Below are 14,481 nucleotides of genomic sequence, written 5' to 3' on the forward strand. Positions count from 1 at the left end.
GTCGAACGTCGAACGTCGAACGTCGAACGTCGAACGTCGAACGTCGAACGTCGAACGTCGAACGTCGAACGTCGAACGTCGAACGTCGAACGTCGAACGACTAGCGGCAGGCGTCAGCATCCTCTCGCCACGCCGCCGCTCGCAGTCTCGCTCCGCTAGTGCAACTTCACGCGCGGCAGCGTCGAGCGCCGCAGCCAATGCGCGATCGTGTCGAGCACCATCCGCGGGTAGCCGTGCAGCGCCGCGACATGCAGCCGATACAGCGACATGTACATGAAGCGCGCAAAGAGCCCTTCGATCAACATATTGCCGCCGATCAACCCGCCCATCAGATTGCCGACCGCGCTGAAGTGCCCGAGCGACACGAGCGAGCCGAAATCGCGATAAGTGAATTCCGGCAGCGGCCGGCCCTCGAGCCGGCAACCGAGCGCGCGCAGCATGAAGCTCGCCTGCTGGTGCGCGGCCTGCGCGCGCGGCGGCACGTTGCGGTCGTGCCCCGGCCACACGCAACCCGCGCAGTCGCCAAGCGCGAACACGTTCGGATCGGTCTCGGTTTGAAGTGTGCGGCGCACGGTCAGTTGACCAAGCTTGTTCACCTCGAGGCCGTCGAGCTTCGCGAGCACCGACGGCGCCTTGATGCCCGCCGCCCACACCGTCAAGTCCGCCCGCACGCTCTTGCCGCTCGCGGTGCGTACGACGCCCGGCGCGACTTCGGTCACGCGCTCGCCGAGCATCAGGCGCACGCCGAGCTTCTCGAGCAGTTCGGCGGTCGCCGTCGACACGCGCTCCTGCAACGCCGGCAGGATGCGCGGCCCCGATTCGATCAGCACGATGCCGACGTCGTGCCGCGGATCGAGCTTATGCAGCCCATACGCGGACAACACCTGCGCGGTGTTGCGCAGTTCCGCCGACAGCTCGACGCCCGTCGCGCCGCCGCCGACGATCGCGACCTGGATGCGCGGCGCGCCCGCGTCCACCGGATCTGCCGGGTCCGCGGAATCCGTCGCGGAAACGGTTTGCGCGATGGGCTCGGCGGGCTGGTGCTCGGCGCGCATGCATGCCGCGATCAGGCGCTTGCGGAACCGCTCTGCCTCCGCGACCGTATCGAGCGCGATCGAATGCTCCTGCGCGCCCTGCACACCGAAATAATGCGTCGTGCTGCCAATCGCGATGACGAGCGTGTCGTACTCGAGCTCGCGCTGCGGCAGCAGCTCGGCGCCGTCATTGTCGGCAACGGGCGCGAGCGTCACGCGCCGCGACGCGCGGTCGAGCGCGATCAGCTCGCCCTGATGGAATTCGAAGCCGTGCCAGCGCGCCTGCGCCGCGTATTCGAGCTCCTGCGTGAACGGGTCCATGCTGCCCGCCGCCACTTCGTGCAGCAGGGGCTTCCAGATATGGGTCGGGTAACGATCGACGAGCGTCACGAGCGCGCGCGCGGGCCGGTTGCCGCGCGCGCCATAGCGGTCCCCGAGGCGGGTCGCCAGTTCGAGTCCGCCCGCGCCGCCGCCGACGATGATGAAACGATGCATCCGATTCCCCTTACGATTCGAGACTGCTTGCGGTCAAGGCGGCGAGCGCGACTGCATTCGCCGCCAATCGACATCCTAACTAGTTCGGACACTTCAGGCACGCGAGCGCCTCGGCGTCGCGCATCCGTGCGGCACGAATGCGGCGGCGCCTGTGTCTGCATTGTCACGGAGTTTGTGTGACGGCCGCAAGCGCTCAAAACGAATCGGGCGCGAAGGAAACCGTGGGCGGCACGATGGAAACGGTACGCACCGTGCGCGATGCACGGCGCATACCCGCGACGCGAGCGCCGCGCGTCAGTGCGCCTCTTCCCAGTTCTCGCCGACGCCGACTTCGGCGACGAGCGGCACCTTCAGCTTCGCGACGCCGCACATCATCTCGGGCAGCTTCTCGCGCACGACCGACAGTTCGCTCTCCGGCACCTCGAGCACGAGTTCGTCGTGCACCTGCATGATCATCCGCGCGCCGAAGCCGCCGCGCTCGAGCCAATCGTCGACCGCGATCATCGACAGCTTGATCAGGTCGGCGGCCGTGCCCTGCATCGGCGCGTTGATCGCCGCGCGCTCGGCGGCCTGACGGCGCGGGCCGTTGCCGCCGTTGATCTCGGGCAGCCACAGGCGGCGGCCGAACACGGTTTCGACGTAGCCCTTCTCCTTCGCGCGCGCGCGCGTCTCTTCCATGTAGCGCGCGACGCCCGGATAGCGAAGGAAGTAGCGGTCGATGTAGAGCTTCGCCGCGTCGCGCGTGATGCCGAGGTTCGATGCGAGGCCGAACGAGCTCATCCCATAGATCAGGCCGAAGTTGATCACCTTCGCGATGCGCCGCTGATCGGACGTCACTTCGAGCGGCGTCACGCCGAACACCTCGGCCGCGGTCGCGCGATGGATGTCCTCGCCTTGCGCGAACGCGCGCAGCAGCGAATCGTCCTCCGAGATGTGCGCCATGATGCGCAACTCGATCTGCGAATAGTCGGCCGACACGATCTTGCAGCCCGGCGCCGCGATGAACGCCTCGCGGATGCGCCGCCCTTCGGGCGTGCGCACCGGGATGTTCTGCAGGTTCGGATCGTTCGACGCGAGCCGCCCCGTGACCGCCACCGCCTGCGCGTAATTCGTATGCACGCGGCCCGTGTTCGGATTGACCATCCGCGGCAGCTTGTCGGTGTAGGTCGACTTCAGCTTCGATAGGCCGCGATGCTCGAGCAGCAGCTTCGGCAGCGGATAGTCTTCCGCGAGTTTCTGCAGCACCTCTTCGTCGGTCGACGGCGCACCGCTCGGCGTTTTCTTGACGACGGGCAGTTGCAGCCGCTCGAAGAAGATCTGGCCGATCTGCTTCGGCGAGCCGAGATTGAATTCGCCGCCCGCGAGCGCATACGCGCCCTGCTCGAGCTCGACGAGCCGCGTCGCGATCTCGCTGCTCTGCCGGCTCAGCCGGTCGCTGTCGATCAGCACGCCCGTGCGCTCCATCTTGCGCAGCACGAGCGACACCGGCATCTCGATGTCGCGATACACGCGCGCAAGCCCCGGCTCGCGCGCGATCTGCGGATACAGCGCGTGATGCAGTTGCAGCGTGACGTCCGCGTCCTCGGCCGCGTACTCGGACGCCTTGTCGAGCGGCACTTCGTCGAAGCCGATCTGCTGCGCGCCCTTGCCCGCGACGTCCTCGTACTTGATCGTCTTCACGCCGAGATGGCGCAGCGCGAGGCTGTCCATGTCGTGCGTGCGGTGCGATTCGAGCACGTACGATTCGAGCAGCGTGTCGTGCTCGATGCCGTTCAGCGCGATCCCGTAATTCGCGAGCACCTGCGCGTCGTACTTCAGATGCTGGCCGAGCTTTTTCTTGCCTGCATCCTCGAGCCACGGCTTCAGTTTCGCGAGCACGTCGTCGCGCGGCAACTGGGCGGGCAGATCCGGCCCGCGATGCGCGAGCGGCACGTACGCGGCCTGCCCCGGCTCCACCGAGAACGACAGGCCGACGATCTGCGCGAGCATCGGATCGAGCGAAGTCGTCTCGGTATCGAATGCGGTCAGCCCGGCGGCCGAGATTTTCGCGAGCCACGCGTCGAACTGCTCCCATGTCTGCACGGTCGCATAGTCGCGCGCGGCGGCGAGCGGCAGCTCGGCCGTCGCGCCGCCCGCCGGGTCCTGCACCGCGCCCGCCGCCGCGCCCGCGCCGTTTGCGGCGGGCTCGCTGTCGAGCTCGCGCAGCCAGGTCTTGAAGCCGTAAGTCGCGAAGATGTCGCGCAGCGCTTCGCGGCCTTCGCCTTCGGTCGCGAGCGACGTCTCGATCGATTCGACGTGCGGCGCGAGACCGCATGCGGTCTCGACCGTCACGAGCTTGCGCGCGAGCGGCAGGAAATCCGTCGCGCGGCGCAGGTTGTCGCCGACGACGCCCTTGATCTCGCCCGCGTGCTCGACGACGCCGTCGAGCGAGCCGTACTGCGTCAGCCATTTGACGGCCGTCTTCGGGCCGCACTTCTCGACGCCCGGCACGTTGTCGACGGTGTCGCCGATCAGCGACAGGTAATCGACGATCAGTTCCGGCGGCACGCCGAATTTCGCGAGCACGCCGTCGCGATCGAGCGCCTCGTTCGTCATCGTGTTGATCAGCGTGACGCGATCGGTGACGAGTTGCGCGAGATCCTTGTCGCCCGTCGACACGATCACCTGCATCCCGCGCCGCTCGGCCTGCTTGGCGAGCGTGCCGATCACGTCGTCGGCCTCGACGCCCTCGATCATCAGGAGCGGCCAGCCGAGCGCACGCACCGCCGCGTGGATCGGCTCGATCTGCAGCGCGAGATCGGGCGGCATCGGCGGGCGGTGCGCCTTGTATTCGGCGTACAGATCATCGCGGAAGGTTTTGCCCTTTGCGTCGAACACGCACGCGCTATACTCTGCACTGACATCCTTGCGCATGCGGCGCAGCATATTGATGATTCCGTAGAGCGCTCCGGTCGGCTCCCCGCCAGGGCCGCGCAAATCAGGCATCGCATGGTAAGCCCGATACAGATAGCTTGAACCATCAACCAATAGCAGGGTCTTACCTTCCAGATTTCGTTCTTCAGGCATTATGAATAAGAGAAAAGTGATTCCGAGTCTGCGTTCGCTCGCAGATCAAGAACGCGCTACGGCGAAGAAGGCCCGCGCTTCGTGGCAGATGTTCACGATTATGGCAGAGTTTATCGAGGCGACCGAGTACCTGTCCGAGATCCGCCCTGCCGTCAGTATCTATGGTTCCGCGCGTCTGAAGCCGGATTCGCCGCACTACAAGCTCGCCGTGCAGATCGCGCGCAAGCTGTCCGACGCGGGCTTCGCCGTGATCTCCGGCGGCGGCCCGGGCATCATGGAAGCGGCGAACAAGGGCGCGCACGCGGGCAAGGCGCCGTCCGTCGGCCTGAACATCGAGCTGCCGCACGAGCAGGCCGGCAACCACTTCCAGGACATCTCGCTGCGCTTCCGCCACTTCTTCACGCGCAAGGTCACGTTCGTGAAGAACTCGGACGCGGTGATCGTGATGCCGGGCGGCTTCGGCACGCTCGATGAGCTGTCCGAAGTGCTCACGCTGATTCAGACGAAGAAATCGCGCCTCGTGCCGATCGTGCTCGTCGGCAGCGAATTCTGGAGCGGCCTGCTGCAATGGTTCCGCGACCAGATGATCCCGATGGGCCTCATCAATCCGGACGACATGAACCTGATGAAGGTGATCGACGATCCGGATCAGGTGCTCGAAGCGGTGCTCGCGTTCTACGAGGATCGCGGCGAGGAGGCCGAGGAGGCGCACCCGCCGCGGCCGGAAGAGGACCGGATGTTCTATCTGTGACGAACGCGCGCGCCGCATGCCGTTGCGGCGCGCGCGGCGCGCATCGCCACACGCGCACGGGCGGGGCCGATCAGGCGCCCGCCCGTTTTTTCTTGTGCGTTGCCGCGATCGAAAACCGGCGAGCGGAACGCGGCACGCCGCGCACTTCGTAACCGCTCATTTCGCGGACCGCAGGGTAAATGTCAAATTCGGCGCGCGACGCGCCGTGGATCGACGCGTGCGTCAATCGAATTGTCAAGCGACGCTCTAGCCGCATCCAGCCACGCGAACCGTGCGCGAACGCACCGTTACAAATCCACACGCCAATTAATCCGCCACGCCGCCACACTTCGTCCTGCAGCGTGTCCGTCGGAACGGACGCGGCGGGTTCGGGGCTCGAAGCCCGCACACGTCGGAACGGACGCTCGTCTCAACTCGTGAGGAAAAAAACATGAAACGCTCGTTGATCGCCTTTGCATTGACCGGTATCGGCATCGCGCTGTCCGGCGCGGCGCACGCCGTAAACGTCGACGTCAACATCGGCACGCCCGCGCCCGTCGTGGTCGCGCCGGCACCCGCGCCCGTCATTGTCGCCCCCGCGCCCGCCGTCGTCGTCGGCTGGCACGGCGACCGCTACTGGGACGGCCACCGCTATTGGGAACGCCGCGAGTGGGAAGAGCATCACCGTCACCGCGGCTTCTGCCCGCCGGGGCACGCGAAGAAGGGCGAGTGCTGATGCGCCGCGCCTGAATCGCGCCGCGCGGCGCGACGCCGCCGCGCGAAGACCATCGGCGGCCGCCGTCGACGCAGCCCGCCGATGCGAAACGAAACAGCCCGATCGGTGCGAACCGATCGGGCTGTTTCAGTTAGGCTGACTATGTTCCCGACGAGGCCGTCCATGAATCGATCATGGGCGGCCTCGTCGTGTTTCGTGCGATCGCCGCAGCCCCGCGCCGCCGCCGTGGCGCGTTACTGAAACGCCACTTCCGCAAAGCTGCGCAGCTTGCGGCTATGCAACCGGTCGAGCCCGTTCGTGCGAAGAATCTCCATCGCCTTCACGCCGATCTGCAAATGCTGATCGACCTGCGCGCGATAGAACTGATCGGCCATCCCAGGCAGCTTCAGCTCGCCGTGCAGCGGTTTGTCCGACACACACAAGAGCGTCCCGTACGGCACGCGGAAGCGGAAGCCGTTCGCGGCGATCGTCGCGCTTTCCATGTCGAGCGCGATCGCGCGGCTCTGCGACAGCCGCTGCACCGGCTCGCGATGATCGCGCAATTCCCAGTTGCGGTTGTCGACGCTCGCGACGGTGCCCGTGCGCATCACGCGCTTGAGCTCGACGCCTTCGAGCTGCGTGACCTGCGCGACCGCGCGCTCGAGCGCGACCTGCACCTCGGCGAGCGCCGGGATCGGCACCCACAGCGGCAGATCGGCGTCGAGCACGTGATCCTCGCGGACATAGCCGTGCGCGAGCACGTAATCGCCGAGGCGCTGCGTGTTGCGCAGCCCCGCGCAGTGGCCGAGCATCACCCATGCGTGCGGACGCAGCACCGCGATGTGATCGGTGATCGTCTTCGCGTTCGACGGCCCCACGCCGATGTTGATCATCGTGATCCCGCTGCCGTCCGCGCGCTTCAGGTGATATGCGGGCATCTGCGGCCCGCGCGGCGGCGGCGTGCCTTCGGTCGCCTCGTCGCCGAGGTTCGCGTTGTACGTGATCACGTCGCCCGGCTCGACGAACGCCGTGTATTCGCTGCGGTACGCACGCACTTGCGGATCGTCGCTCTCCGACATCATCGCGCGGCCGAGCTTCACGAATTCGTCGATGTAGAACTGGTAGTTCGTGTAGAGCACGTAGTTCTGGAAATGCGTCGGCAGCGTCGCCGTGTAGTGGCGCAGCCGATGCAGCGAGAAATCGACGCGCGCGGCCGTGAAGAGCGCGAGCGGGTGCGGCTCGCCCGGCGCGGGCTCGTACGTGCCGTTGACGATCCGGTCGTCGAGGTAAGTGAGATCCGGCGTATCGAACACGTCGCGCATCGCGACGAGGCGGTCGCGGTCGAGCTCGCCTTCGAGATGGATTCCTTCGGAAAACGCGAAGTGAACCGGAATCGGCTGCGTCGACACGCCCACTTCGATCCGCACATGATGGTTCTTCGCGAGCAGGCGCAGTTGCTCGCGGTAGTAGCTCGCGAACAGATCCGGGCGCGTGACGGTCGTCTCGAACACGCCCGGGCCCGCGACGAAGCCGTACGAGCGGCGCGAATCGACGTGCGTGTTGACGTCGGTGCGGATGCGCACGAACGGATAGCATGCGCGCACGCGCTCGTCGAACGAGTCGTTGCGGCGGTAGCGCGCAAACGCGTCTCGCAGGAACGCGGTGTTCGTCTCGTAGATCTCGGAGAGCCGCGCGACGGCGGCGATCGGGTCATCGAACGCTTCGACGGACGGACTGCCCGGCATGTGCATCCGGGAACGGCGATTGGGATCGTTCTTCATGTAGCAATGCCTCTTCAAGATCGCTTCGACATTACCACGGAACCCGCGCGCGCGGCCGATGCCCTTCGCGGCCGCAAGGCCGGCCGCGCATCGACGAACGGCATCGGCACGACGCCGGTATTTGCTAAAATCCAATGGTTCACTGGGAGAAACACGATGAAGCCGCTCCTTTTCGCCGCCGCCCTGACGGCACTCGCTCTCGGCGGCCCCGCCTACGCCGCCGACGCCGCTCAAGCGGCCGCCGACGCAAAGGCCCAGGCCGCGGCCAACGAGGCGGCCGGGCTGCCCGATCTCGCGCAGATCAACCGCCCGGGCGCCGAAGTGACGTCGAAGGTCGATTTCAACGACGTGCGACGCACGCCGAGCTTTCACGAAAAAAGCAAGAACGGCACCGAAGTCACCGAATACCGCGATCGCGGCAAGCCGGTCGAGATCAACGTGAAATCGAATTTCGGCACCCGATATCAGATGAGCGCGTCGCCCGACACGTCTCCGCGTCCGCACGACGCGGGCGTGCCGATCACGCGCCTGCCGTCGGTCAACTTGCACTACTGACGCCACCGCCGGCGCCCCGCGGCGCCGGCTCCTCTTCCGCCCTTTTTGCGACACCGGCGCGCCGCCGGCACGCCAACCCGATCCGACGTCTCTTGCATGGCCGTTTTCACCGCAGTTTCCGACGCTGACCTCGCACTCTGGATGCGCCACTACGATCTCGGCGACGTTGTCGCGTTCCGCGGCATCCCGTCCGGCATCGAGAACAGCAACTTCTTCCTGACGACGACGCGCGGCGAATACGTGCTCACGATCTTCGAGAATCTGACGGCCGCGCAGTTGCCGTTCTACATCGACTTGATGAGCCATCTCGCGAAGCACGGCGTGCCCGTGCCCGCTCCCGTCGCGCGCGACGACGGCGCGCTGTTCGGCGAGCTGCACGGCAAGCCGGCCGCGATCGTCACCAAGCTCGAGGGCGCGGCGGAGCTCGCGCCGAGCGTCGAGCACTGCGTCGAAGTCGGCCAGATGCTCGCGCGCATGCACCTCGCCGGCCGCGACTATCCGCGGCATCAGCCGAACCTGCGCAGCCTGTCGTGGTGGCGCGAGACGGTGCCCGAGATCGCGCCGCTCATCACCGGCGAGCAGCGCGCGCTGCTGGAAAGCGAGCTCGCGCACCAGGCCGCGTTCTTCGCATCGGACGACTACGCGGCGCTGCCCGAAGGCCCCTGCCATTGCGACCTGTTCCGCGACAACGCGCTCTTCGCGCACGCGGATGCGGACACCGGCCACACGGTGCGGCTCGGCGGCTTCTTCGATTTCTACTTCGCCGGCTGCGACAAGTGGCTGTTCGACGTCGCCGTGACGGTCAACGACTGGTGCGTCGACCTCTCGAGCGGCGCGCTCGACGCCGCACGCGCCGACGCGCTGCTGCGCGCATACCAGACGGTGCGTCCGTTCACGGCCGGCGAGCGCCGCCACTGGGGCGACATGCTGCGCGCGGGCGCGTACCGCTTCTGGGTGTCGCGCCTGTATGATTTCCATCTTCCCCGCGCCGCGCAGATGCTCAAGCCGCACGACCCGGGCCATTTCGAACGCATCCTGCGCGAGCGCATCGCGCACGCGGGCACGCTCCCCGAGACCCACGCATGCAACTGATCGAAGTCTCCGCCAAGACCGGCTACGTGTGGTTCCGCCAGGGCATCTGGCTGTTCCGGCGCAATCCGCTCGCGTTCGTCACGCTGTTCTTCACGTACCTGCTCGCGATGATGCTGGTGTCGCTCGTGCCGGTGATCGGCGCGGCGCTGCCGCTCCTGTTCATTCCCGGCATCGCGGTCGGCTTCATGGCGGCGTGCCGCGATACGATCGCCGGCAAGCAGGTGCTGCCGACGATCCTGATCGACGGCTTCCGCTCATACGGCCCCGTCGTCACGCAGCGGCTCCTCGCGCTCGGCGGAATCTATATCGTGTCGATGGCGCTCGTGTTCGCTTGCTCGTCGCTCGGCGACGGCGGCACGCTGCTGAAGATCATGTTCGGCCTAGGCGCCGAGAACCTCGAATCGGAAGCGCTCGCGTCGCCGGGCGTCGCCGTCGCGGTACTGATCGCGGCCACGCTGTACGTGCCGGTCGCGATGATGTTCTGGTTCGCCCCGGTGCTGACCGCATGGCACGACGTTCCGCCGATGAAGGCGCTGTTTTTCAGCATCGTGAGCTGCTGGCGCAACAAGGGGGCGTTCACCGTCTACGGGCTGCTGTGGTTCGCGGTCGCGCTCGGCGTGTCGTTCGGGCTCGCCGCGCTGATGCAGGCGCTCGGCGCCAGCGCGTACGCGCTCACGGTAATGATGCCGGCATCGATCGTCATCACGGCGATGCTCTACTGCTCGTTCTACGCAACCTATCGCGGCTGCTACGGCGTGCAGGAGCCGGGCGCGCCGACACTGCCGGATTCTTCCCGGTAATCGCCGCAAGCGGGAGCGGCGCGGCCGCGCCGATGCACGCGCGTTTCGCGTGTCGTCGCGCGGTTCGGAATCGCCGGCGCACACGCGGCGGATGCTTCGACGGAGAAAGCGGCGTTCACGCAGCGCACGAGTGAAGATCGCTGCCTGCCTGGCGTCGGGCATCCGGTGCCGCTTCGTCGCCGAAGCGAGACACATAGGCACCGCTAGCCATAGAGCACGCTCTCCGATTCTTCTTTCGACCTTTCGCTGCTACCTGGCACCCCTCGCGCGCCCCGCCGATTCGGCCTCCGGCGCCGGTGTCGCCGCGACGCCTTGCCGGGCCGGCCTTACGCCAACGAAGTCGCGGCCAAGTTCGCCGCCCTCTTCGTCGTCGACCATCGATTCATCCCCTTTTCGATTCATCCCCTTCTTGAGCGCTCGGCGCCTCTCGCCAATCGTCGCAGTTAGGCGCAAAATCATTTGCATACAAATCTTTTGTGCTTTACCAAAACTCCATCATGAACGATTCGCCAACCTTCCCGCTCACGCTCGACGACCAGCTCTGCTTCGCGCTCTATTCGACGTCGCTCGCGATGACGAAGGCTTACAAACCGCTTCTCGACAAGCTCGCGCTCACGTATCCGCAGTACCTCGCGATGCTCGTGCTGTGGGAATCCGACGACATGGCCGTCAAGGACATCGCCGCCCGGCTCAGCCTCGATCCCGCGACGGTCACGCCCCTCCTCAAGCGCCTGGAGGCGCTCGGCTACATCGAGCGGGTGCGCGACACGAACGATGAGCGGATCGTCCACGCGCGGCTCACCGCAGAAGGCGCCGCGCTGAAGCAAAAGGCCCGATCCGTGCCCGCCGAGCTGTTTTGCGCGATGCGCCAGACGCCCGATTTCCTGATCCGGCTGCGCGAAGATCTGACGCGGCTGCGGCAAGCGCTGACGGACGCCAGCGACGCCTGATCGACTGTCGCTCTGCCCGCGCTCTGCCCGCGCTCTGCCCGGTAAGTCACGCCCTAAAAAAATAATTTGCACACTAATGATTAGCGAACTATATTTATGCCGTGGCCCGCGCTTCCCGATTCGCCGAGGCCCATTTCTCTCACGACACAGGAGTCCAGCATGAACATTCTGTACAAGACGGCAGCAACCAGCACCGGCGGCCGTGACGGCCGCGCGACGTCCCAAGACCAGAAGCTCGACGTGAAGCTTGCCGCGCCGCGAGAACTCGGCGGTACGGGCGCGGACGGCACGAATCCCGAGCAGCTGTTCGCCGCAGGCTATTCCGCATGCTTCCTGAGCGCAATGAAGTATGTGGCGGGCCAAAGCAAGCAGACGTTGCCCGCAGATACGACCGTCACCGCGGAAGTGGGCATCGGCCCGAACGAGGAAGGCGGATTTGCGCTGGACGTCGAGCTGCGCGTCGCGCTGCCCGGCCTTGATGTGGCGACCGCGAAGGCAATCGTCGATCGCGCGCACCAGGTGTGCCCGTATTCGAACGCGACGCGCAACAACGTCGCGGTACGCCTCGTCGTCGCTTGACGCCGCGGTGCGCACGCGCCGAAATGACAAAGAGGGCGCGCCGGCCATCGAGCCGGCGCGCCCTCTTCGACTTTACAACTTTATGCGTATAAATTTAGTACGCGCTTAACGCGAAATCACGAGCGTTCGAGTGCGGCTTCGCGATCAAGCTTGCGCATACGGAATTCGAGGTCATACAGATCGGATGCGCCGGCGAGATACGCATCGGCGCGCTCCTTCGCGCGTTGTTCGGGCGACTTCGTCAGAAACAGGAACAGGCGGCTCAACAGGTACATGATCGGTCACTCCAATCCAAGGGCTTTCACTTAGGTATTTACCCGCATTATAGGGAAAACCCCGAGCCGACTCCAGCCGTTCTCGAATCGTGCGTCGTTACGACGCGACAACCGCCCGCGTGCGCGACGCAAAAAAGGACCAAATCAACTCGCTCGCGTCCGGGCCGGCCGCCGAGTGAAACGGCACGCTGTCGTCGCCGCCCGCCCACGCGTGCGCAAGGCCGTGGACCCGGCAGAGGCGCACGACGGACTCGCCGTCGCGACGATAATCGATCGTGCGGGCGTCCGCCGCGCTCGTCTCGACGCGCTCGACGGCGGCCGGTTCGCCTTCGGCGTTCGCGAGGCCATTCAGCCGCAGGAACTGGACCGCGAGTTCGTCTGCATTCTTCGGCGCGACGACGCGATCGTCGTCGCCGTGCACGATGAGGGCCGGCATCCCCGGATGCGAGCCCGGCGCGACGAGCGCGTCAGTGACGACGGCGGGATGGCGATGCAGGCCGCGGCGCATCACGTCCATCGCGGTGATCCCGGAATGCGCGTCGCCGAACGCGGGCCCCGAGTGGAGCGCCACGGCGGCAAAACGCTGCGGAAAGTGCAGCGAGAGCAGCGACACGAGTCCAGCCCCCGCCGACAGGCCGGCCGCGTACACGCGCGACGCGTCGAAGCCCCGCTCGGTAACGAGCGTGTCGACGAGCGCGACGACCGCTTGCGCCTCGCCGCGCCCGCCGCGCGCGGTGTCGTCGTACCAGTGCCAGCAGCCGTGCGCGTGCGCGTTGAGCGACTGCTCCGGATAGATCACGGCGAAGCCGTGCCGATCCGCGAGCAGGTTCATCCGCGTGCCTTGCGCGAACTGATCCATGTCCTGCTTGCAGCCGTGCAGCATCACGACGAGCGGCAGGCCGTCCGTATCCGCGCCGGGCGGCACGTACAGCCCATATTCGAGATGCTTGACGAAGCGCCCGAACGCGGGCGGCAGCGGGTGGTCGGCACGGGTCCATTCACCGGCCGCCCATGCGGCGGCGCGCGGCCGAACGCGCGATTCGCGCGCGACGGGCGGGGCCGGCTCGACGGGCATCGCGACGGCAGCCGCAGTGGAAATCGAATCGGCGAACGGCCAGTCGGCCGCCATCTTTTGGGCCGCCATCAATACGGACTCGGGCGCGGCGGACTTCGGCGTGCGCGCGTTCGGCAAGTGCAGCATGCGTTTCACACCGCCCAGCCAGAATTTCGTCAGACTTTTGGTCATCGGTCGGGGCTCGCAGTCAGAAATTAGGGACGCCGCAGTGGGCGCGACCATTCAGGATTGTGCAATGCACAATAGCACTATTTCTGGGATTTATCCTGACACCCGATAGTTCCCTGCCGGCGTCCGAACGGAGCGCGGCCCGCGACGACCGGTATACTGGGCGCTCGCGCTTGTCTTCGTTGTAGTCGCTATTCACGGCTCATGCGTTAAGCAAGTATCCCGCATTCCCCGTATCCGCCCGCAGCTTCCGATGTTCGATTTGCCGCCCCGTCTGTGGATCTCGATCACCGCCCTAGGCGGTGCCGGCCTGACACTGCCCCTCGCCGTCACGATCGCCGTCTGGCTCGCGCTCGGCTATTCGCTTCGTCGCGCCGCCGCATGGCTCGCCGTGCTCGGCATCGCGATCGGCGTCGTCGCGCTCACGAAGATCGCGTTCCTCGGCTGGGGCATCGGCGTGCGCGCGTGGGATTTCACGGGCTTTAGCGGCCACGCGATGCTGTCGACGTCAGTCTATCCGGTCGCGATGTTCCTCGCGCTCGCCCGCGCGAAACCCGTCGTGCGCATCGGCGGGATCATCGTCGGGCTCGCGGCGGGCGTCGCCGTCGGACTGTCGCGCGTCGCGCTCGATGCGCATTCGCCGTCCGAGGCGGTGACGGGCTGCGTCATCGGCGCGGTCGCCGCGATGTCGTTCATCGCCGGCTCATGGCGCGCGATGCCGCACCGCTGGTCCGCGCCCGCCGTCGCGACGAGCCTCGTGGCCGTCACGATCGCGCTGCACGGCGTTACCGTGCCGTCGCATCGGTGGGTGACCGCGGTCGCGCTGCATCTTTCCGGCCATGAACGCCCGTACGTGCGGGCGCGCTGGAAGGCGAATCCGAACTACCGGCCCGCGTCGCGGCCGGCCCAGCAGCAGACGCTCGGCTTGCCCGCGATCGTCGAACACGTGTAACGCGAGCGCGGGTTGCGCCGTGCGGGGCTGCCGGGCTGCCGGCTCGGTTCTTCGGTTCTTCGGTTCTTCGGTTCTTCGGTTCTTCGGTTCTTCGGTTCTTCGGTTCTTCGGTTCTTCGGTTCTTCGGTTCGCCGGTTCGCCGGTTCGCCGGTTCGCCGGTTCGCCGGTTCGCCGGTTCGCCGGTTCGCCGGTTCGCCGGTTCGCCGGTTCGCCG

General features: G+C 66.6%; 13 protein-coding genes and 1 pseudogene. 9 read left to right on the forward strand and 5 right to left on the reverse strand.

Features of this window, described 5'->3' with window-relative positions; translation table 11 throughout:
• Nucleotides 1-155: 155 nt before the first annotated feature.
• Together X946_RS29075 and polA are read right to left on the reverse strand one after the other, a co-directional pair.
• Entirely contained in the window at nt 156-1,529 is a 1,374-nt protein-coding gene (locus X946_RS29075; RefSeq protein WP_038755388.1) for an NAD(P)/FAD-dependent oxidoreductase, read from the reverse strand.
• A 294-nt stretch (nt 1,530-1,823) separates the two neighbouring features.
• Nucleotides 1,824-4,595, reverse strand: coding sequence for a DNA polymerase I (gene polA / locus X946_RS29080; RefSeq protein ID WP_038755389.1), 2,772 nt, complete (start codon nt 4,593-4,595; stop codon nt 1,824-1,826).
• Nucleotide 4,596: 1 nt separating this feature from the next.
• On the opposite strand from polA, the gene X946_RS29085 reads away from it, so the two are divergent.
• Nucleotides 4,597-5,346 (forward strand): TIGR00730 family Rossman fold protein, encoded by a 750-nt coding sequence (locus X946_RS29085; RefSeq protein ID WP_038755390.1) that lies wholly within the window; start codon nt 4,597-4,599, stop codon nt 5,344-5,346.
• A 430-nt stretch (nt 5,347-5,776) separates the two neighbouring features.
• Complete coding sequence (locus X946_RS29090; protein ID WP_038755391.1) at nt 5,777-6,061, forward strand: hypothetical protein; 285 nt, start codon at nt 5,777-5,779, stop codon at nt 6,059-6,061.
• Between the two features lie 233 nt (nt 6,062-6,294).
• On the opposite strand, the gene X946_RS29095 is transcribed toward X946_RS29090, so the two are convergent.
• Nucleotides 6,295-7,821, reverse strand: coding sequence for an AMP nucleosidase (locus tag X946_RS29095; RefSeq protein WP_038755393.1), 1,527 nt, complete (start codon nt 7,819-7,821; stop codon nt 6,295-6,297).
• A 156-nt stretch (nt 7,822-7,977) separates the two neighbouring features.
• On the opposite strand from X946_RS29095, the gene X946_RS29100 reads away from it, so the two are divergent.
• The 5 genes from X946_RS29100 (at nt 7,978) to X946_RS29125 (ending at nt 11,797) form a co-directional block, all read left to right on the forward strand.
• The gene (locus tag X946_RS29100) at nt 7,978-8,376 is read left to right on the forward strand and encodes a hypothetical protein (RefSeq protein WP_038755411.1); all 399 of its coding nucleotides are present in this window, start codon (nt 7,978-7,980) and stop codon (nt 8,374-8,376) included.
• 96 nt (nt 8,377-8,472) lie between these two features.
• Nucleotides 8,473-9,468, forward strand: coding sequence for a homoserine kinase (locus tag X946_RS29105; protein WP_038755394.1), 996 nt, complete (start codon nt 8,473-8,475; stop codon nt 9,466-9,468).
• On the forward strand, nt 9,459-10,268 hold the full coding sequence (locus tag X946_RS29110) for a BPSS1780 family membrane protein (RefSeq protein WP_038755397.1): 810 nt from the start codon (nt 9,459-9,461) through the stop codon (nt 10,266-10,268). The genes X946_RS29105 and X946_RS29110 overlap by 10 nt, the downstream gene beginning before the upstream one ends.
• A 497-nt stretch (nt 10,269-10,765) precedes the next feature.
• Complete coding sequence (locus X946_RS29120; protein WP_038755401.1) at nt 10,766-11,218, forward strand: MarR family winged helix-turn-helix transcriptional regulator; 453 nt, start codon at nt 10,766-10,768, stop codon at nt 11,216-11,218.
• 159 nt (nt 11,219-11,377) lie between these two features.
• A complete protein-coding gene (locus tag X946_RS29125; RefSeq protein ID WP_038755403.1) occupies nt 11,378-11,797 on the forward strand; it encodes an organic hydroperoxide resistance protein in 420 nt (139 codons plus the stop codon).
• Between the two features lie 116 nt (nt 11,798-11,913).
• On the opposite strand, the gene X946_RS29130 is transcribed toward X946_RS29125, so the two are convergent.
• Entirely contained in the window at nt 11,914-12,072 is a 159-nt protein-coding gene (locus tag X946_RS29130) for a DUF3563 family protein (RefSeq protein ID WP_038755405.1), read from the reverse strand.
• A gap of 97 nt (nt 12,073-12,169) precedes the next feature.
• Nucleotides 12,170-13,318, reverse strand: coding sequence for an extracellular catalytic domain type 1 short-chain-length polyhydroxyalkanoate depolymerase (locus tag X946_RS29135; RefSeq protein ID WP_038755407.1), 1,149 nt, complete (start codon nt 13,316-13,318; stop codon nt 12,170-12,172).
• Between the two features lie 250 nt (nt 13,319-13,568).
• On the opposite strand from X946_RS29135, the gene X946_RS29140 reads away from it, so the two are divergent.
• Nucleotides 13,569-14,267 (forward strand): phosphatase PAP2 family protein, encoded by a 699-nt coding sequence (locus tag X946_RS29140; protein ID WP_038755409.1) that lies wholly within the window; start codon nt 13,569-13,571, stop codon nt 14,265-14,267.
• A gap of 12 nt (nt 14,268-14,279) precedes the next feature.
• Nucleotides 14,280-14,481 (forward strand): annotated as a pseudogene (locus tag X946_RS36500) (hypothetical protein); the annotation flags it as partial.

Origin of the sequence: Burkholderia sp. ABCPW 111 (assembly GCF_000773065.1) — a bacterium.
Taxonomy (GTDB): domain Bacteria; phylum Pseudomonadota; class Gammaproteobacteria; order Burkholderiales; family Burkholderiaceae; genus Burkholderia; species Burkholderia savannae.